At 41.9% G+C, this 21,068-nt stretch carries 18 protein-coding genes; 4 read left to right on the top strand and 14 right to left on the bottom strand.

Annotated features, from left to right (window positions below; genetic code table 11):
- Positions 1 to 61: 61 nt before the first annotated feature.
- The 3 genes from PBAL39_RS03245 to PBAL39_RS03235 are packed head-to-tail and all read left to right on the top strand — an operon-like array spanning position 62 to position 3,222.
- Positions 62 to 943: a UbiA prenyltransferase family protein gene (locus tag PBAL39_RS03245; RefSeq protein WP_008238270.1), complete on the top strand. Its 882-nt coding sequence runs from the start codon at positions 62 to 64 to the stop codon at positions 941 to 943.
- A gap of 1 nt (position 944) precedes the next feature.
- Entirely contained in the window at positions 945 to 2,588 is a 1,644-nt protein-coding gene (locus PBAL39_RS03240; protein ID WP_008238268.1) for a hypothetical protein, read from the top strand.
- Between the two features lie 25 nt (positions 2,589 to 2,613).
- Positions 2,614 to 3,222: an HAD-IB family hydrolase gene (locus PBAL39_RS03235; protein ID WP_008238266.1), complete on the top strand. Its 609-nt coding sequence runs from the start codon at positions 2,614 to 2,616 to the stop codon at positions 3,220 to 3,222.
- 113 nt (positions 3,223 to 3,335) lie between these two features.
- Here PBAL39_RS03235 and PBAL39_RS03230 read toward each other — a convergent pair whose 3' ends face one another.
- Positions 3,336 to 5,033, bottom strand: a complete 1,698-nt coding sequence (locus tag PBAL39_RS03230; protein WP_008238264.1) for a GMC oxidoreductase — start codon at positions 5,031 to 5,033, stop codon at positions 3,336 to 3,338.
- A gap of 3 nt (positions 5,034 to 5,036) precedes the next feature.
- On the bottom strand, positions 5,037 to 5,612 hold the full coding sequence (locus tag PBAL39_RS03225; protein WP_008238253.1) for a gluconate 2-dehydrogenase subunit 3 family protein: 576 nt from the start codon (positions 5,610 to 5,612) through the stop codon (positions 5,037 to 5,039).
- Between the two features lie 423 nt (positions 5,613 to 6,035).
- On the opposite strand from PBAL39_RS03225, the gene PBAL39_RS03220 reads away from it, so the two are divergent.
- Positions 6,036 to 7,406, top strand: a complete 1,371-nt coding sequence (locus tag PBAL39_RS03220) for a hypothetical protein (RefSeq protein ID WP_008238247.1) — start codon at positions 6,036 to 6,038, stop codon at positions 7,404 to 7,406.
- Here the strand turns inward: PBAL39_RS03220 and PBAL39_RS03215 are convergent.
- From PBAL39_RS03215 to PBAL39_RS03160, 12 genes are all read right to left on the bottom strand, one after another.
- Entirely contained in the window at positions 7,403 to 8,482 is a 1,080-nt protein-coding gene (locus PBAL39_RS03215) for an acyltransferase family protein (protein WP_008238245.1), read from the bottom strand. The genes PBAL39_RS03220 and PBAL39_RS03215 overlap by 4 nt on opposite strands.
- Positions 8,483 to 8,576: 94 nt before the next feature.
- Positions 8,577 to 9,416: a sialate O-acetylesterase gene (locus PBAL39_RS03210; protein ID WP_008238243.1), complete on the bottom strand. Its 840-nt coding sequence runs from the start codon at positions 9,414 to 9,416 to the stop codon at positions 8,577 to 8,579.
- 84 nt (positions 9,417 to 9,500) lie between these two features.
- The gene (locus PBAL39_RS03205; protein WP_157273879.1) at positions 9,501 to 10,814 is read right to left on the bottom strand and encodes a lipopolysaccharide biosynthesis protein; all 1,314 of its coding nucleotides are present in this window, start codon (positions 10,812 to 10,814) and stop codon (positions 9,501 to 9,503) included.
- Between the two features lie 168 nt (positions 10,815 to 10,982).
- A complete protein-coding gene (locus PBAL39_RS03200; RefSeq protein ID WP_008238239.1) occupies positions 10,983 to 11,813 on the bottom strand; it encodes a glycosyltransferase family 2 protein in 831 nt (276 codons plus the stop codon).
- Between the two features lie 101 nt (positions 11,814 to 11,914).
- Positions 11,915 to 12,529, bottom strand: coding sequence for a DapH/DapD/GlmU-related protein (locus PBAL39_RS25875; protein ID WP_008238237.1), 615 nt, complete (start codon positions 12,527 to 12,529; stop codon positions 11,915 to 11,917).
- On the bottom strand, positions 12,529 to 13,740 hold the full coding sequence (locus PBAL39_RS03190; RefSeq protein ID WP_039866059.1) for a glycosyltransferase: 1,212 nt from the start codon (positions 13,738 to 13,740) through the stop codon (positions 12,529 to 12,531). The genes PBAL39_RS25875 and PBAL39_RS03190 overlap by 1 nt, the downstream gene beginning before the upstream one ends.
- Positions 13,741 to 13,756: 16 nt before the next feature.
- Complete coding sequence (locus tag PBAL39_RS03185; RefSeq protein WP_008238232.1) at positions 13,757 to 14,911, bottom strand: glycosyltransferase; 1,155 nt, start codon at positions 14,909 to 14,911, stop codon at positions 13,757 to 13,759.
- A gap of 168 nt (positions 14,912 to 15,079) precedes the next feature.
- The gene (locus PBAL39_RS03180) at positions 15,080 to 16,600 is read right to left on the bottom strand and encodes an O-antigen ligase (RefSeq protein WP_008238228.1); all 1,521 of its coding nucleotides are present in this window, start codon (positions 16,598 to 16,600) and stop codon (positions 15,080 to 15,082) included.
- Between the two features lie 20 nt (positions 16,601 to 16,620).
- Positions 16,621 to 18,783 (bottom strand): AAA family ATPase, encoded by a 2,163-nt coding sequence (locus PBAL39_RS03175; RefSeq protein WP_008238222.1) that lies wholly within the window; start codon positions 18,781 to 18,783, stop codon positions 16,621 to 16,623.
- A gap of 30 nt (positions 18,784 to 18,813) precedes the next feature.
- Positions 18,814 to 19,494, bottom strand: coding sequence for a TolC family protein (locus PBAL39_RS03170; RefSeq protein ID WP_008238221.1), 681 nt, complete (start codon positions 19,492 to 19,494; stop codon positions 18,814 to 18,816).
- 33 nt (positions 19,495 to 19,527) lie between these two features.
- Positions 19,528 to 20,589 carry a sugar transferase gene (locus PBAL39_RS03165; RefSeq protein WP_008238220.1) on the bottom strand — a complete coding sequence of 354 codons (1,062 nt, stop codon included), beginning with the start codon at positions 20,587 to 20,589 and terminating at the stop codon, positions 19,528 to 19,530.
- Entirely contained in the window at positions 20,590 to 20,997 is a 408-nt protein-coding gene (locus tag PBAL39_RS03160; protein ID WP_008238219.1) for a two-component system response regulator, read from the bottom strand.
- Positions 20,998 to 21,068 lie beyond the last annotated feature (71 nt).

Genomic DNA, 21,068 nt, shown 5'->3' with positions numbered 1-21,068 from the left:
GAGTCATTGATGACGTCCAAAAAATATAGTTATATTTGCTTACATATCATACCATCTATAAATGTCAAAGATTGCCTCTTACCTTCGTTTAATCAGGATACCTCAATGGAGTAAAAACCTGTTTATCTTCCTTCCCGCGTTTTTTGCTTTAAAGCTTTGGGATCCTGGCGTCATTTATAACCTGCTGATTACTTTTACCGGGTTCTCCCTCCTTGCTAGTGCTGTATATGTCTTTAATGACATGCTGGATATTGAAGCTGACAGAATCCACCCCACCAAAAGAAACAGGCCTCTGGCCAGTGGTGCGGTAACAAAAAAAGAAGGAATCTTTTTAATTGTCATTTTATTGCTCATCGCCGCTGCCCTTTTTGGCATTCTTGGGGATACTACGGTCATGTTCATTGCGGGCGTTTACCTGCTGCAGAATATTGCTTATACTGTTAAACTAAAACACATCTCCCTGCTGGACATCATGCTCATTGCCACAGGGTTCGTACTTAGGATCCTGATTGGTGGAGAAGCGACTGACACGCAATTATCCCAATGGATCATTCTGATGACGCTTGTGCTAGCCTTGTTTCTCGCACTCGCCAAGCGTCGTGACGATGTATTTAATTATGTACAAACAGGCCAGAAAGCCAGAAAGAATCTGGAAGGATACAATCTTGAATTTCTGAATGTCGCCATTACCGTAATGGCGACGGTTGTTGTTGTTTGTTACGTCATGTACTGTACTTCACCGGAAATCAAACAGCATTTTGGAAATAACGTATACCTGACCTCATTTTTTGTAATCCTTGGTGTTTTACGTTACCTGCAGCTGACCTTTGTATGGCTGATTACCGGTAGTCCAACTACGGTACTCTTAAAAAACAGATTTCTTCAGGTGATCCTATTAGGCTGGATTGTTTCATTTTTCCTGATCATCTATCTGAAGATCTGATATGTCCGGACAGACTGATCCTATAAAGACGCTTTTTTTCACAGGGGCAATCCTATTGGGGACCATCGCGGCAGTCCTGCTGGTCATATCGGTAGGATTTTTTGTCAATGTGCCAGTAGGTCCCTGGCAATTTCCATTTGCCTTTCTGCTGAGTAGTGCGACTTTTTTCTACTTTGGAAAGGCGAGTCGCAACATTGCCATAAAAGCGGTACTGATCAGTATCTCCATTATCATTGCTTCCATTCTTTGTTCTTTATATTTCTACGATGTGTCTTATGATGGCCAGTCTTACCACATGGAAGGCATTTATCAGCTTAAGAATGGCTGGAATCCGGTAAAGGCATTATTGCCCGACTCGGTCAATATGGCCATCTATATCAACCACTATGCTAAAGGTGTGGAGCTTCCCCAAAGCGCAATCTATAGCATGATTAATAAAATTGAAGCTGGGAAAGCCACAAACCTCATCATACTGGCGGCCACATTTTGTTTAACACTTTCCTGTCTGTTGTCATTTGATAAATTGCCGACAAGGAAATCGATACTGATCGGTTTTATTGCCTGCTTTAATCCGGTAACCGTGAATCAGCTGATCAGCACGTATGTAGATGGTCAATTGTCACTGATACTGATTTGTTTTCTCGTCACCATATTGCTCATTACAAGAAATGCGAACCCTACCAACCTGATGCTGCTTTCCGTAGTCATCATCATTGCAGGCAACATCAAGTTTACCAGTCTGGTCTACATCGTGCTTTTCAGTGCTGCATTCCTACTATGGCTGCTCATCAACAAGCGGATAGACGTGCTAAAAAGCACGTTGTACACGGCGCTGGCCTCCGGGCTTATTTCGGTTGCTGTTGTGGGTTACAATCCTTACCTGGTCAACACCACGGAATTCGGACACCCTTTTTACCCATTGATGGGAAAAAAAACAGTAGATATTATGACACATAATCTTCCCAATGGTTTTGAGGGAAGAAATATGTTTGATAAGTTTTTCACTTCTCTTTTTGCGCGTACAGACAATGTAATGGTTGGAAACGGAAAAGAGGTAACCATGAAACTGCCGTTCAGCATTAATAAAACAGATGTTGTGGGTGCTTATCAGATTGATACCCGCATTGCTGGTTTCGGACCTTTATTCAGCGCTATTTTCATACTCAGTCACCTGTTGTTATTGATGCTGCTGATCGGACAACGTCCTGGATGGCACAGTCTGAAAAACTGGATTTATTTCCTCGGCGTAATTACGGTTTCCATCATCATCATACCTGAATCCTGGTGGGCAAGGTATACCCCTCAACTCTGGTGTGTGCCCTTAACCTTCCTCTTGATGACGGAACGTCTGGCCGACAAAAACAGATTTCGCTTTTTGAAAACTGCAATATATGTAATATTCCTCGTCAACATGAGTTTTACGCTGCTCGGCCTGAGGTTCAACTGGATGATGACCCGGATGATTGATGAGCAGATGCATACTTTGAAAGCAGCGAAACAGCCGATTACAGTAAACTGGGGAGCTTCAACCGCGAACCGCGTCAGATTCATGGAACTTGGAATTCCTTATGTAGTGAAAGAGATTGGCAATGATCCAAAGCGGGAAACCATCATTTGTTCTGATGCCGAATTCCTGATGCCCTGACATTTATATTAACCGTTTTAACCTGATGCAAAACACCCGAACAGAAAAAAAAGTCATCGCCGCATTTGACTTCGATGGCACCATCACCACCAGAGATACCTTACCGGTTTTTATATGGCATGCACAAAAAATGGGGAAATTGTTCCTCGGTACCCTTTCCATGATCCCCTCCTTGCTGATGTTCAAACTGAAGGTGATTCCAAATTACCATGCGAAGGAAAAGTTGTTCAAGACATTCTTTGCAGGTTTCAAGCTGGTTAAATTTGATGAACTCTCACAAAATTTCATCCCCACCATTGAACGGCTAATCAATCCAGAAGCCTTAAAAAAGATCAAATGGCACCAGGAAATGGGACACGAAGTGGTCATCATTAGTGCATCTGCGGAAAATTGGATCAAACCATGGGCCAGTAAACAATCCATCGATACCGTGTTGGCAACGCAGCTGGAGGTTGTTCAGGACACGATAACGGGAAAATTTTTGACTAAAAACTGTCATGGTGCGGAAAAAGTGAACCGCCTGCTCGCTCAATATCCTGACCGCAATGATTATGAGCTTTATGCCTATGGAGACAGCAACGGCGACACCGAACTGCTGGCACTCGCTGATCATGCCTTTTACCGCTCCTACTAGCTGTGAGCGCCTTACGTAAATTATGGCGCACCAACCTGTCAATACGCTAAAATACAAACGGGCTGCTGAAATCATTTTAGCAGCCCGTTTGGCTAACTTTTATTTGTATGTTGTTACAGGTTGCCTTTTTTGAGTTCTGCTACGGCATAATCGCAAGCCCTTGCCGTTAATGCCATATAGGTTAGTGATGGATTCTGACTTGCTGAAGAAGTCATGCAACTCCCATCTGTAATAAAGACGTTTTTGACGGCATGTATCTGGTTGTGCCCGTTCAATACAGAAGTCTTAGGGTCTCGTCCCATACGGACAGTTCCCATCTCATGTACTGTAGAACCACCTGGTTTTTTATAGTTGAACGAGTTGACACCTTTAAATCCTGCCCGCTCCAGAATTTCCGCTGACTGGCTTTTGATGTCATCCATCATCTTGTGCTCATTCTCCTCAAAAGAAAAATCGACCTTGATTAAGGGCTGCCCCCAGCTGTCTTTCAGTTGTTCATCGAGTGTGATCTTGTTATCATAATAAGGGAGACACTCCCCCCAACCAGCCATCCAGACCGTCCATGGTCCAGGAGTAGTCAGCTGTGCTTTGAAATCTTTTCCAAATCCACTGATGTTGTTCATCCGGTCACTCCACTCCTGCCGCTCACCATGGCCCTGTATGTTGTATCCCCGCTTGAATCCTAATTTTTCATCCGCACCGAGATTCCTGAACCGGGGGATTAGAAAACCACAGGGTCTTCTTCCTTTGTAATACTGATCCCGAAAGTCCTCATGGTATCCCGCTGCACCTGCCGAAGAGTGGTGATCCATCAGATTATGTCCGACCTGCTCGCTGTCATTCCCAAAACCATTCGGAAACCTGGACGACTTCGAGTTGAGCAGAATGCCTGCAGTAGCAATAGTAGAAGCATTCACAAAAACAATCTTTGCATGGAAATCGAACACTTCGTGCGTCAATTTATCGACCACCCTCACTCCCTTCGCTTTTTGTGATTGCTCGTCGTACAATAGCTCTGTAACAATGGAAAAAGGACGGAGCGTGAGGTTTCCAGTAGCCATTGCAGCTGGAATGGTCGAACTGTTACTGCTAAAATAACCACCAAAAGGACAACCTCTGTCACATAGATTTCTATTCTGACAAGGCCCGCGACTGTCCCATCCTCTGCTGAGGTTGGCCACCCTGGCTATGGTCAGCATCGCATAGGCCTCATTTTTCTTCATCTCATCCCTGAGGTGCCGTTCGATACAGTTGAGCTCCATTGGAGGCAAGAATGAACCATCGGGCAGCTGGCTCAGCTGCTCCCTGTTACCACTTACGCCAATGTGTTGTTCCACATAGCTGTACCAGGGCGCAATATCACGATAACGTATCGGCCAATCTACAGCCACTCCATCTTTAAGGTTCGCTTCAAAATCAAGATCACTCAGGCGGTAACACTGCCTTCCCCAAATTAGTGAACGACCACCAACCTGATAGCCCCGGTACCAATTGAAAGGTTTTTCCTGTATATATGGATGTTCTGTGTCACTCACATAAAAGTGTTTATTTCCGGGATTATAAATCTGCCCATGTACAGGATCTTTGGCCAGCTCCGCAACGGTATTGTTATAGCCAAGTTCAAAATCCCATGGGTTAAGGTTCGCTGTAGGATAATCCACCAAGTGTTTAACATCTCTTCCCCGCTCCAGCAACAGTGTTTTCAGCCCCTTCTTACACAGCTCCATCGCCGCCCAACCTCCGCTGATTCCAGAGCCGATTACGATAGCATCGTAGGTATCCATGTTTTTATTTTCTTCTGCTATATACATATGTTATTTGGTAGCCCAGGATTTTTGATTGGCCTGCAGCGGTACACAGGCCATAAAATTCCCCGGAATGTAATCGTAGGCAAGCCCTTGAGTAGCGCCGGGCTCAGACAAACAATAGCCCTCGACGGTGAGGTTTCTGAATTTGGTAAAAAAGCTCTGACCCCAGAGCCTCTTCTGAACCTTGTTCAGAAGCTCTGTGGAATATGCTGCATGATCTGAAAAGTATTGTACAACGCTTTCTTTTTGTGCCTGGCTGCATTTCAGGAACGACTGCTGATATTGATCGTTGGTATACTGCTCAAGATCTTCCAGCCCCCGCATGAAAATCTGCTGTTGTCTGGCGTGATTGCAGTTGAGTATCACTTTAATAATAAACTGATGCACAAAAGCATCTTTTGCTCCTGGTGTGTCCGTTCGGGGAATGATGACCTCCGCAAGCTCTGCGATTAAAGGCTCATACCCCTGTAGTGACTTTACATCTATAGGTTGATTGATGTCTAACCACTTGAAAAGGCTATAGGAAGCTGTCCCTAAAACGCCTACAGCAAGAATGCTTTTAATGTAGGTTCTTCTATTCAAAATATTTGATTAAAATCATTCTCCTGTGAATTAGTGAATACAAAATAACGATAATATTCTGAATATTATATCGCATTTGTAATGGCGAAATTCTTTTTTGCCTCCTTAATTTTGCACAGCTCCATAACTCAAAAGAGAATATTTCAATGGTTTGGGTATCAGTAAACTTAAAGATCAAAAAAAATGATGTTTCAACACAGAACGACCTGTTTAAAAGCTTAGTTTGTCATAATAAAGTCATATATAAAAATTCATCGATTAATGGCTGAGTAAGAAATTTTGGGAAAAACATTCCCCAATGCGTGGAATTAAAGTATTTAAACAGGGAATATTTACCATCACCAGTCTGCTTGATTTTCTATCTGATATTTTGTGTATAATAATTATTACAATTGCATAAGGAAACAAGGGAGACACAGGGATATGACATCAAAATCAATCAGAAACATCCAGAAGATTAACATTATTTGCTTATTGTTAGGTTTTATCATTCTGACTTCTTGTAAGAAGAGAGAAGTTTTACAACCGGAAAACATTATTGATGTTCCTGTAACTCCAGAGGAACCTGCAACTGACTCTACAGAGACTCCGGGTAGACCTGCAACTCCGACTACACCGGAACCTGAAAAACCAAGTGATCAGGTAGTATATGATTTAGGCACAGGATCAGGATCTCTTACTATTGATGGATCGACATTGAAGCTTGCTACAAATTCACTTATCAAAATCAAAGGCGGTACTTATACAACGCTGACCATTAAAAACTTAACAGGTACCGCAACAAAACCAATCAACATTAAAAACGATGGAAAAGTATTTATTACTAATGTTCTAAATACACAAAACATCACTAACGTCGTCATCGCTGGCGACAATAATCCGGAAATTCCTTACGGCTTTAACTTTAACAACATTTCATACCGTGCAATTGTCATGGCAGGTAAGATGAACGGTGTCACCTTGAAAAGCATGAGTTTTGTGAACGTGATTGACTATACGATTTATGGCGATAAAAGCAACGGAACATCCTTTCCTTATACCGGAACATCTGCCAGCAGAACAGAAGGTTTCAAAATCCTCAACTGTTTATTTGAAAACGCCGGAACTATCGTATTTGGTGGTCGTCTAGATAGAAACACAGGTGAAGATACAGGTCTGTTTAAAGACGTGGAGATTGCCAATAACATTTTCCAAAACTCCCCAAATGTTGGTCAGGTCTGCAATTTCTATAATGTTCAGGATTTTGACATTCACCACAACGTTGTGAATAACATCAATCAGAACAGAACCAATCACAATGGTGTCTTCTATATGGAAGGAAATGGAAAATTCCACCATAACAAGCTGACTAACTATCAGGGAAACTCTATCAGACTAAATCTTTACTCCAGAGGAAGCACTCCTGTAACTGTTGAAATCTATCATAATTTATGTTACAACACCTCTAAATATGGTGGTTTTGAACTTCAAATGTTTGATAAACAAATTTATCCGGGAAAAAGCACCTATGCTAACGCCAAAGTATACAACAACACTGTTGGAAAAATGAACACCTCTGAAGATTGGGAAGGTCAGATACTGGATCTGTACAATACAGGTGGTACATTGGAATATTACAATAACCTTGGCTTCGATCTTAAAACTGACAAGGGAGCCATTGGCAATATGATCAACAACATGAGCGATGTCAAAATCACTCAATACAATAACGTATACACCACTCAGGACAAAGCGATCAACAGCACATCCAGTTTCACTTCCAAAGTATCAGCAGCGGGAGCAGCAGGTTTTTAGACCTGCTGCTGCTTCAGACCTTTAGCTTTCCCTGGTTTCCCAACCATAACAGGAAAATATCTGTCCGTCACGTAAATCAGCGGAATACACAGGAATAACGTAACCACGGCTGTGAGAAAGCTCCAGAGGTTATTGCCATGAACCACTTCTATTGAAAATCCCATCCAAAAAGCAAATACATGAGTGATCAGGCTCATAAGCATAATGTGAAAAGCAATGATCACCAGCGTGTTTTTTGCGATGTACAATACCAATGAAACCGGACCAATAAGGAGCTCAATGATCCTGCAGAAACTTATGGCACAGATGATGCCAGAAAATGCGCCGATATAAAACAGTTTAAGGCTGTAATATACGTGTTGGTCCATATCCACATAATTACCATGCGTTGCGTAATACAAAACTGCAAATGAAGAGATGAAAACCGCAAGCAGCAGGGGAATAGACAACTGTACAAAGCGATCGATGTGGACTTTAAGCATATTACCAGCAGCATAAAAAAGTATGGCAACAATGGCCACATTGATGCTCCATGGCAATCTGAAATGGATAAATTTATGATCGAGTATCGCCAATATAAAAAAGCCGAACAAAATGACCACCTTTTTCCAACCCACAGCTTTTCTGAATGCCAGAAAATACATGTTTTCTAACACAAAAAGACAGATGATAAACCAGGAGGCTATAGAATGGATGAGGTAACCCTGGATACCATTCCCGTAAAAAATCCCTATAAACTGCTTGTAAAGAGGCTCTTTGGTATAATAATAGGGATCAAAATCTTTGAAAAAGATCAGCCACAACACATAAGTAACCAAGTTTAAAATCAGGTAAGGGATGAGCAATTGCCTCACGCGTGCCTTTAAAAATGCCTTGTAATTTTCATACTTCTTAAACGAAAACAAATAACCGGAAAGAAAGAAAAACAAAGGCAAATCAAAGCCCGATATAAAGTTGAACCAGCTTTTACTAAGGGTTTGGTGCGCGAAGATGACGAAAAAAATGGCGATAAATTTTGCGTAATCAATCCAAAGAATACGCTTGGGACGCTGATCAATGAGAGGAATAGAAGTCATCTTGCTTTGGTTAGAATTTACAAATGAACTAATGGCCTATAGAAATAACACCCAAGTAGTACAATTGTTAGAGAATGTTAAACCTTATTTCGTTTTATTTTCCGTTTTTTATTTTTTTAAACCATTCATGAGCGAGCTTATCAAGGCCGGCTTCGGTAAAATGCACGGCATTAAAACGATAATATGCAAGGTTTAAGGAATCGGTATTGGGGCCTTCTATCACATCATCACGCTCATTGATCAGTTCCATCTGAGCAGTAGTGATGCCGGTATCGATCCCCATCGGATGTTCATTGTCGTAAGGAAAATAACTCGTTACAGAACTGTAGAACGGTGCATCAAATCCCTGATCACGAATCACTTTGATCACTTGCTGCAGCCTGGCCTTATACTCTGCCTTCGTCGTGCCATCTACGTTATCTGTCTCTCCCTGATCCCAGAAAATATGCGTGAGTTTAATATGGTCCTTCTTCAGATAAGCAAGTGTTTCTTCGAGTTTTTTCCTGCACTTACCCTCCGCCCAGCACTGAACAGAGGTACTGCCGATACCGCAAGGCACAATGATGACATTTTTATACAGACCACTATCGATTACCAGATCGGCAACACGTGTCCACACACTGTTTCCGGCACCATCCGGTCCCAATAAAGGCTCCTGAGCCAGGTAAACATTACCTTTATAATAGTTATAAACCTGATGCCTGGATTTATAATCACCTTCGCCGTAGTTTGCAGAATTAGATTGCCCAAATGCCAGAAATACCATAGTTCCATCAGCAGGATGTGTAGCGATGCCTTTATCAAGCTTATCTCTAAATGACCAATGGTCTCTGATGTACTGTGCGTTGATCAAATATTCACGGTTTCTATTCGCTATAATACCGATAATCGAACCAACACCCAATACAAGGGTATATTTTAACCAGTTTTTCATATATACACTACGGTTACTACAACAAATTAAAACATTTTAACACACAAAGCAAATTCCTGACAATATAACCGTCCAGTATAGCTACTACACTGCCATTTTGAGTGTTTTCTTTACCAACAACACAACTTCATGGTAGCCGGAAACATACATGCTCCAAAAATTAAAATTATAATACCGGTTTAATGGCCGGTAAGTGATAAAAATAGCAACAACGGTGGGAAAAAACGAAGCAATAACGATAGAATAAAGAGAATGATAAATGGCAATACCAATCACTACGGCAATAAGATTTACAACCAGCATCACAATGATCTTATAAAAGTTGACTTTTGGCTGATCAATGACATCGAGTGCCAGGGCAAAAAAACGATCTGCCGGGTAAAGCACAGCCATGGCCATAAACAGCCTGAAGATATTGGGCGCCTCGTTATCGACATAATTTTTCCCCCCAAGGAGATGGATCACTGGCTCCGCAAAGATAAATGACAATATGGTTAGCGGGATAATGGCAATTGTCATCATCCCTACCAGCTTCTTCAGTGTTGCCATGACTTCGCCATGGTTCCCTTTATTGTAATCGGCAGAAAGGATAGACATTCCACTGGAGGCAAAACTCAGCAACGGGATTTCGATCACTTGCGTCAGTTTCCCTCCCAGATTATAAATAGCGAGATAGCCCGGTCCCAGCAGGAAGTTGATCACAAATGTATTTGTTACCCCAAAAAGGTTCGATCCAATGTTTGTTCCCATGCTATACTTTCCAAAATGAAACAATTCGTAAACCGTTGCCCGCTCAGCATACTTCAATGCAGGAAGACGGGTCCACCTAAGTACCAGCACCGCCACACTGGCAAATATATTGGAAATGACATAGGCCATGAGCACGGAATTTAGGGTGATTGCACCCATAAAGGCCAGCGCAAAGACTGAAAGTGTAAATGAGCCCTGCGTGAAAATCCGAAGCCATAAAAACCGGTCGAAACGTTTTTCTGCAAGGACGACACAATTGGCCATAAACGAAGGCAGTGTAATGATAGATACAATCGCAAAATACTTTAAAAATAAAGCCAGTCCCAGATCTTCGACATAACCCGCAATGAAATAGGTCGGAATATTGATGACCGCACAGCCACCGGTAATTAAAATACCAAGCAGCCAGGCTGAACCAGCGACTTTAAGTGCCCGCTCTTCTTCCGTCCCGGAATAAAACTTAACGAAAGTAATGGAAAGAAATCCCGATCTTAGGGTATCGATCAACCCGATGATGGCGAGAAAGAAAATATAGGTACCTATATCTTTGACCGACAGATTCCTGTACAGGATAGAAAGCGTTACCATGCCGAAAACAGCCATCATGCCATTCCCTATGAGGGATTGGAAGTGAATATTTCTAAACACTGAGAGCATTTTTTTTAGTTTATCTATCATTAACGGGAGTCATTTTTCATATTAAAACGGAAATTAACAATTTTCTTTTGCTTGTATTTAACGACTGAGGAAATTATCTTATTTAATTACAATTGTATAATTAGTATTAAACAAAAACTACCAATAACGCAAAACAGGTCAGGTTCTTTTGATAAAATTATATTTGAAACGTTTGAACTCTACCTTAATTCTGGACATGATGATGTTGTAAAAAGACCCGTCTTTTGAAAGCGTCCTTGCCCCGGTCCATGCACGTGCTTTGTTTGACCTTACCTGTCTGATTCTACCGTATTTCATAAGATCAAGGCACAATTGACCGTCTTCCCCTCTCCTGTTCTCCCTGATAAATCCAATCTTCAGTCCAAGTTCCTTCACATAGCCCATGCTGATCCCGAAAGTGTTAAAATAGGGCTGTTTAAAGTGCCGCACTTCGGCCATCATGTCTTTCAGTTTCTCCAACATATAAAGCTTCCACCTAGGAATCTCATCAGAGCCGATAAAAGAATACCGACCATAAACACAGACGACCTGGTCCTGTTTTAGCACCTTAATCATCTCATCCACCCAGCAGTTCGGATACAGACAGTCGGCATCGGCAGTCAGTATGTATTTACCACGCGCATTCTCCTGTCCCTTCTGCCTTGCCGGCCCCGCCCCTTGTGTGCTTTCATTAAACCCACGCACATGAAGCCTGTCGATGGTGTCCTGGGTATGGTCAGAAGAGTTATTGTTGACAACCACGATCTCAAAGGGAATCGTCGTCACCATTTTTGATAAACTGGCTACACAACGCAACACGTTAATTTCCTCGTTCCATGCAATGATCACCACAGTTACCGATGGTTCAGCATGCTGTACGCGATCCAGATCGTGGTTAACAGACACAAACACATCATCGTCAATATCTTCATACCGCTCATATGGAAATAAAAACTGATCTATCCACTCCGGGTTTTTAAGCAAGTTCATTTTTTGATGATTTAATAACTGGAATTCGGTACTATTCTATTTAAAAACAATTTAAGATAAGAATTGCCTTATCATTTACAAATTTACACACCTAAAAGGAGTTAAATTTTTTCCCAGACTGCGCTATCGAAATTATATTTTTTAACAACCCTGGCAGGATTCCCTACTGATACAGTGTAAGGCGGGATATCTTTAGTTACCACACTCCCGGCTCCTACGATCGCATGCTCGCCGATTGTCACTCCTGCCGTGATGACGCAATTCGCGCCAATCCAGACCTTGTCATTGATTAAAATCTGGTTCGTGACCGTCTTCTGCTCACTTGGCGGAACATCGATCAGCTCGTATCCATGATTTAATCCGGAAACGACAATATTTTGCGCCAGCATAACATGGTCGCCAATGATAACTGGTCCAATTACCGTACAGCCCAGACCAACGATGGACTTTTTACCAATATGTACGGCTCCCACACCATTGTTAATGGTCGCAAAGTCTTCCACCACGCTGTAATCGCCCAAACTAAAAGGGTTAAACGGAAATACGTCCATCCTGCTACTGTAACGAACAATAGTCCCTTTTCCCTTTTTATGTTTAAAAGGGTTTACCAGCAGGCGGATCCATAAACGTGGTCTGAAATCGTTGGTTGGAATCAGCAGCCAATGAGCTACTTTTTTCAGAAATGGGTTGGCTTTGATGCTGTTCGCTAGTGACATTAGGCTGATATATTTTTTACGTGATAAATGGCCTTATATAATTCGTTCACGCTATTCTCCCAGGAGTGGGAAAAAGCGACCTTTTTCCTGTAACTTATTCTCTCTTGAGTGTCTTCTTTCATCCCCTGCTCAATCATCGTTACAAAATCATCAGCTGAAGCCGCCAGATAGGTGCAGTCTTCGAAAATGCCGACAGCCTGTGTGAGGGTAGCGACAACTGGTTTTCCCATCGCCAGGTATTCATCAATCTTTCTTGGATAGTTCCCAATTGTGACTTGATTTACCAATTGCGGATTGATACAAACGTCAAAAGACTGAATGTAATTCGGCAGCTCCTTAGGTGGCTTACTCCCCAGGAAATGAATGTTAGGGATCTGATGTAGCCTGCTGCTCCTGAAGACATCATCTTCGGGACCAACCAGTACGACCTGCCAGTCAGGCCTGCGTTCAGCGAGCTGGGCGATCAGTTCAATGTCCAGACGGATACTTTGAAGTGCGCCTACGTAACCAATCTTTGGTCCTTTAAGTGCCATAATTTCCGGCACAGTGGTGATGTCAGCTGCCGTAAAAATCCCCAGATCACAACCCTGTCCGATATAAAATGACGCAGGATTATACTGACGGCAATAATCTGCCAGGTATGTGGAATTGGCAACACACAAGCTGCTCTTCCTAATCAGCTCCGGCTCTATCCGTTCTCCATGTTTTTTCCAGTAGTCTACTGCCAGCATGTAATCCCGTGAATAGTAAATACTCAGCTCGGGTGTGAGAAACTCCTGCAGATAGAAACTCTTGAACATATCGTTGTCATTGAATAACAGCACATCCCCGAAGCCAAGCACTGCCATTGCCTTTTTTATGGATTCTGCAAAAAACCTATTGTTTCGCTTATTAAAAAAATCAAAAATAGCAGCATTATTGATCCAGTTTACAGATTCAATCAGGACATCTGGATAGAGCGTCCATAGATTATCTTTCAAAAAAATCAGTCCTTCTTCTTTTCCGCTGATGATCCGCTTGCGCATCTTCACTTTTTCATCGTCACGACCTTTTATGGAGCTGATCCGGTCCAATGCTGAGTTGACATACAGTACCCTATTGTATTTAGACAATTCAAGTGCAATATCTTTACAATTACTCCCGATGCTCACGTCCCAAGGCTGCTGCCCGACAATAACAATATCCTTTCCTATGATTTTTTGATCCGCCACCACCGTCGTCTGAATTTTATGAATTGATATGATGTTTTGTTGCAATGGACCGTTTGTTCGCGGTCTTCGCATGTATGAGAGAAATTACCTGAAAAAAGATAAATTTCGGAATATTGATCAGGGATTTATAGATCCGCTGGTCTGTAGGATAACGGCTCAATGCGATCAGAAATCCTGCGATAAACAGACCAAATGCAGCAAGCCACAACAATGAATAATACGGAAGAATAAACAGGTTGATCACTCCGAATAGCAGCGAGAGCAACAAAAAGATAAATAATGGCGGACGCAATAAAATGAAGCCAAATAACAACTGATTGATGCTTCCCGACTTCAGTCCTCTCCACAAGATATCAAAACCGAAACCGAAATACCTGAACCAGGTATTGATCCATCGTGAGCGCTGGTTGACCAACTGATCAGCATGTGTCGTCTTTTCATCATAAACAACTGCATCTTTGGCAAAAGCAATTCTTTTATTTCTCTTCAGAATTTGGGCTTGTAAAACTTTATCAAAACCAGCACCGGTAAGGTCAAGCTGTTCAAAGCTCTCCCTGTACAACTTTGTGGTGAATGCCATTCCCGATCCCGACAACGTCGCTGACGATCCGAGAGCAAACAGTACCTCTCCGTCATAAAAATGATAATAAATATCCCTTGCGGCATCCAGACATGCAAATGTGGTATTCAGGTTTTTAGCAGCTCTGAGTCCCTGAACGGCCTCATACCCTTGGTCGAAGTAAATATTCAGCTCATTCAGGTATTCTGGCTCCACCAGGTTGTCACTATCAATGATCGTCAATAACTCATGCTCTCGCCTGAAATGAGCAATCGCGTAAAGGTGTGACCTGGTATTACTTGCGAGTATCTGTTCTGGTCTCAGCAGCACGACACGGTCGCTACTAAAATGCAAATCAGTAATATCACATTTGTCAGCAACTACATATACCAGATAGTTGTCATAGTTCAGTTTTAGCAGCGAGGCTACCACCGCCGGCAACAAAGTTGTCTGCTCAAAAGCAGTCACAATGATGGCGTAATCATGCGCCCCGGCATTGCTACCTGCAGGCTTGCGCTTTTTGACAAACAAATAGGCAATATACAGCAGGAATGCCAATACGAGATTGTAACCGATTAAAACCTGAATAAGATTCCATAAAAATAGCAACATAGGGATTGATAAATAAATTAAAGATACTAACTCAAATCTTCTTCTTTATTATACACTTTAGTATAATACTTCAGGCCTCTGATAAAACCATAAGCAAATGTAATCAGACCCGGAATAATAAAAATCTCAAAAGGCATATTCGTTTATTTTATCAGACTATAGCCTGAATTAACTGATTCTTAAATTTTTCCTTGGAGCAGACAGACGCTGGAGCAAACGCTCATTCTCCTCTGCCTCTTCCAGCTCGCTTTGTGCCTTTATAAGTTCCTCCTCTTTCAACTCGCGGTCAAACCTCGGTGAAAGGTAAATGAAAGCCCAGGACAGATAACACACCAATGAAGATGGCATCACATTGATGACCTCGTTTCCATAGCTACAGAAGAAAATCCCCACAGTAGCTGATAGCAGGGCAATCAACTTAAACTTCAGTTTTTCGTTTTGAGTAAGCCATACGATACGGCAACACTTTCCAAGAATATACATCAGCATGGTGAACCAAAGTGTAAGCCCTACGATTCCACACATCGCCCAGATCTTCACCCAATAACTGTCAGGCTGAATGACCGACAAAAATTTGTCTTTATTGTATTTTGAAAAGGCGCCAAGTACGCCGAGACCGCCTCCGAAAGGCCTGGTACTCATGTATTCCTTAAGTATACGCTGCGTGTTGAAACGAACGTTTAACGACGGGTCGGTAGGATCCAATGCTGTACGGAAACGATGTATATTGTAATTTCCACTTCCTATTGTCGTAAATTTCAATACGAAAAGAAACATGAGCATAAACACACCACCCGCGAAAAGGATCCTGTAATTTTTAGTCAGCAGCAATGCAAAAAAGGCACCGACTACCAGAGCGAACAATGCACCCCGCGTACCGGAGATCAGCATCGCATAAGTAAAGATCAGTCCAATCCCCAGCAATAGCATTTTCTTCCAGAAAGTTTTCGTCCCAAATGCAAGCACTACTGCAATTACCACAAACACGGCCTGAGAGGCACCGAACTGTCCGGCATCATAAAAAGAAAACACTCTGAGTTTCCCCCAGATCATGTGTGTCGCTCCCTGAGGACTGTTTAAAAACGCAACTTCTCCAGGTGTAAGCCCCACATGCAGCTGACGAACTCCATTTAATGCCGCCAATAAAGCAAGACCCAAAATCAGCTTGATAAAGAAATCAAGATCTTCCTTTTTATTAAAGATCACCATCGACAATGGGATCATCAGCACCGGGTAAAGCGCTTCACTTCTAATTTCCTGAAGCCAACCGCGAGGACTCGCTCCGGGGTTAATCACAAGTATAATGCTATAGATCAACCAAAGCAGAAACAATAGGTTCAGGTCTGTTCTGATGTAGGCCCAGGTTGCTTTCTTATAGTACAATAACGATGAAATCCAGGTCAGCAGCAGAAAAACCTCGATCCCAATCCCAAAAGGGTAACTTCCCAGTTCAAGCCCTAGAAAGCCCATTGTAAAACAATAGACAATCAGCGTCACAAAGCCTACCCTTGGATTCCTAAATAAGAAAATCAGGTAAACGATGGCTATACACCCAAAGATGAGCAGTAAGGGCCCCAAAATCGCCACCTTAAACGTAGCAAAACTGACAAACAGCGCTACCAGCAGCCCAAAAATAACAAACTTAAGCTTGGACTTCCGAAAGAAGAGATAATGGGAAATTTCCTGCATATGATCTTGTAGCTCTGCAACTAATTGTTGTTGAGCTCTGCCAGTTTTATTTTATTTAATACAAATCCCATAAACCCATCATTGTTTTTATGGCTGAAAATTACACTCTTGTCTTCATCTGTCAATGCCCTTCCCGACTCAAAAACGATGAAGTTCCGTTCGGTGAATGAAAGCCACTCCTTCGCAAGGTTAATCGTGCTCAGGCTATTGACATCAATAATAATGATATCAAATTGTTTCTTAAGAATGTCAAATCCCGAAGCAAGGTTCTTCTCATTCTGAATCTCAAGTAAAGATTTATGCTCTTCAATTTTATTCAGCCTGGTAATCAGGTCATCCACCTGAATTTCTCTTTTTGCCAGGAAAGTCTCAAAGTTCTGGCTTGTTGTCAGCTGTTTCGAACCCGACGCCACCTGCTGTGTCTTTTCATCGCCGGCAATCAGTAGTACTTTCTTACCAGTCATTGCAAATGCATAGGCAAGGTTCGAAGCCACGAATGTTTTTCCCTCCCCAGGCTCCAGACTAGTGATCCCTAAAATGCGACTATCATCCTGAGCCATCTCACTGGCGACTTCAAAACGGAGCGACCGTAGCAAATCCTTATGTACCCCGAAGTTTGTATTGTCTTCCGACTCATTCCAGATGGACTTGATATTTTTATCCAGTTCAGGAAGAAAATTGATGCTGCCCAAAACCTTAGACTTCGTAGCGGATGCAAGTTGCAATGCAGTGTAAATAGAGTTATCCATCAGGAACAATACAATCAGCACAGAAAGACAAATCACAAATGAAGCGACCCCCGAGCCTGCAACATAAATGATGGCCTTCGAAGACTCCGCCTTTCCTGGTAGACCAATCTGTGCGATCTGCAGTTTCATGCTGATGTTCTGTGCAGTCTGTGTTTCATTAAACCTGCCCAGTGCCTCCAGATAGTCTTTGGTCGCAACATCCGCATCACGCACATAATTCTGAATCCCTGCATCAAAAGGAACCATTGCATTGTATTTAGAACGTGCAGTGGCAAGCTCTCTGTCTATTGCCGACACACTGGCACTCAATTGGGCTACAGTGGTCTCCAGCTCATATTTTCGCTGTAACAGATTTTGTCTGGAAACCTGCGGATCTACCACATATTTATCAGAATTTCTGGATGTTAAAGCCACCTGAATTGCGGTCAGCGAATCTACTTTTTTCTTGTCGGCAAGTTTGAATCCACCATCAATATACCGTCTGTTTGCCAGCTCAATCTGATTTCTCACATTGAGGACCTCAGCATTGTCCGCAACCACATTTTTACCCATATTAGGATCAGCACTTCTCAATCGGGCATCAATCGCCCGAAGCGCACCTTGATTCGACTGGAGGTCCCTGATCACCTGGGCCTTTTTATCCTCGGCCTGCGTAATCTGCTGATAGACCATTTCAGATTGCTTGTCCAGATTGAGCACGCCATTTTTGGTTTTGAAATCTTTCAATGAAGCATTCTTCTGATCCATGTCCCTTTGTTTTACTTTCAACAAAGAGTCCAGTACCTGATTGCTCTGGTTCTGGTTATAATCTACATCCAGACCGAAGTTATTGATAAATTCAGTGGTTAAGGTATTCACCACGAAGGCAGATAAAAATGGATTGTCAGATGTATATTTTACATTGACAAAATCACTATTGTCCTGATGAGCGATCTCCAGGTCCTTATTCACCGACACATCATCATAGCCCATAGACGCGATGATATTGGCCAGCTGGTATTTAGTTTTACCCTCCGAAAACGGCGATACAGGTGCTTTTAACAATAACTGCTGGCGGAACTCCGCAATGACATTTTGTTTATCAGCTGCCGAAAGTGAATCTATTTTTTCACTATTTGGCTTGAAAGCCGCTTTAGGGTTTTCCAGATCATGAAGAATCAGATTATATGAAAGAATCGACATGATCTTTCTCATTTTCATCTTTTCGATGATGTTATTAAACTGGTTCGTGGTCTTAAACCAGTCCGAATTATCCTGAGTACCCGCAACCTGCTTCGATGGATCGATGATCCCCGTGGCAATCTTCGCTTCAGAACTATAAGTTTTAGGGAGCTTCCTGACAAGGAAGTATGTAACTGTAACCGCAATAAGTGGAACTATAATCAGTATCCACTTATAACGGTTTAATAATTTTAAAAAGGCTTTGATGTCCATTCTTGAATTTCTCTTTGCTAATATTTAACGCTATTTAACGTCTGAAAGTTTTGCACCTATAATCTCTTCCAAAGAATCTTTAGCAATCAGGAAATTTACTTCTGCCTGAATTTTACTGGTATTGGAATTGGCCAGCAGGATTCTTGTTGCATTGTAGGCATCAAGTGTAGCCTCTCCTTTTTCAAACCGGTACTTTGCAGTTTCAGAAATATTTTTGTTTTCCTGTGCAGTCTGTGTGCTGATTTTCAACTGGCTTTGAGTTTGCACATAGGCATAATACCTGCGTTTGACCTCTGTCGCCAAAAACATATCAAAATCCTGAGTCTGTAACTGCGCTACTTTATAATCTGCCTTGGCTTTCTTCACCACATAAGGTCTGGTCAGCAACGTTCCCAGGTTGACGTTTACACCAAACTGAAAACCATTTACCGAGTACGGGTTTTCAATATTGATCGCATCGTTCTGATCAGGTCTGTAGAAATACGATGCTGTAAAAATATCTAAGTAAGAAAGCTTAGCCATCGGAATCGCAATCTTTGCTGATTCTTCCTGTGCTACCGAAACCTTACGTTTAGGGTAGTACTCTTTGGCCATGCTAATGTATTTATCAAGCAAAGTAGGATTTAAATCAGTAAGTATCGTCTCCTGCGCAGATGCAGCGAAAGAAAGAAAGGTGATCAATAGACAGGTAAGCGTTGTTATTTTTTTCATTTTTTTGGTTATTATTTTCTTTGATAAGGTAAATTATACTTTTTCTTTTTGGATAAGGGCCGGGAAGGTTTTCAAAATGATGCTCAGATCAAACCAGATAGAGTAATTTTTAGCGTAAAAATTATCCAGCTTTTTGCGTTCAGTATCTGACATATCGCCCTTTCCACGTTTACTGATCTGCCATAACCCCGTCAGCCCTGAAGGCCCCAAAAAGCGAAGTGACCATTCATTTGAGGTCAGCATCTCCGCCTCATATAAAGGCAAAGGCCTGTTCCCAACGAGTGACATGTCACCTTTCAACACATTAATCAGCTGAGGCAACTCGTCCAGACTGGAATTACGAAGGAAATTACCCAATTTGGTAATTCTGGGATCGTTTTTAATTTTCACAAAGGCATTGGTGCCGCTGCCATCATCCGCGTACTGATTGAGTGCAGATAGGCTTTTAAGCTCTTTGTCGGCACCACTCTTCATGGACCTGAATTTATAAAAGTCGAAAATTTTGTATCCGGTACCCACCCGTTTACTCTTGTAAATGACCGGTCCTTTGGAATCCAGCTTAATCAGAATAGCAACAATTAACAGTATCGGTGATAACAATAAGAGAATAAATCCAGAAGACACAACATCAAATACCCTTTTTAAGGTAGGGATCTGATACTCCCGTTGTTTCTTAATGACCGATAACTGTTCAATATTTGGCTTGATCAGCTTAAATTTGATCAGAAAATTGAGTCTGTCCTTTAAATCCTCTACATTATAGGGGTAAAAATAAAGATCATGAATTTTTGCTTTAATGGCGCGATTTCTCAAACGTTTATCAGGCATGTGCCCAAGCAGTACAATAATCAGCCCGCTTGTCAGTGGATTATTTTTGATTTTCGCAATAATGGAAAATACCAGTTCCTCATCGTGCACCTCAATCATGATCACATCCGGAGTCGTGAATAACGAAAGAGAACTCAGATAGTCTTCCAGGTTAGAGGCGTCCCCTATATTGACGAGGTTATATTCCCTGGATAAACTCTCAGCTGATTCCGCTGACAGTTCCGCACCAGAATACACCAGTCTTATTCCTTTGTAATTGTAATCCATTTATTTATTAATAGGGTTTGATGTAGACTCCAAAATCTCAGCCATTTTTGATTTTAAACTTTCAGGATTGAATGGCTTAGGGAAAAATGCCTCCACACGGAAGGGAAAATTGGCAACGATACTATCCAGATTGTCTGCTGCCGATAAAATAATCACCGGAATATCCCGATAATAACCGCTGATCTTAATGCTCTTCAAAAAAGAACTCCCGTCAAAATGCGGCATGTGCAGATCTAAAATGATGATATCCGGAAAATTTCCGTCCTCCAGCCAAAGATGAGCCTTATAACCGCTTTCAGAAGCATGGATATCGTACTGCTTGGACAGGATAAAGTTCAGCAGCTTTAAAATGCTGGGCTCATCATCAACTATTAGTACCTGTTTTCTATCGAATGATGCACTTTCCATTTTTTATAGGTTGATATTTTTTAGGGTATATGTGTTTTGCGTATGCGCTGAAGTTTACTGTACTAAATTTA

Origin of the sequence: Pedobacter sp. BAL39 (assembly GCF_000170795.1) — a bacterium.
Taxonomy (GTDB): Bacteria; Bacteroidota; Bacteroidia; order Sphingobacteriales; family Sphingobacteriaceae; genus Pedobacter.
The sequence above is the reverse complement of the archived record's forward strand: the minus strand, read 5'-3'. Positions and strand labels throughout refer to the sequence as shown.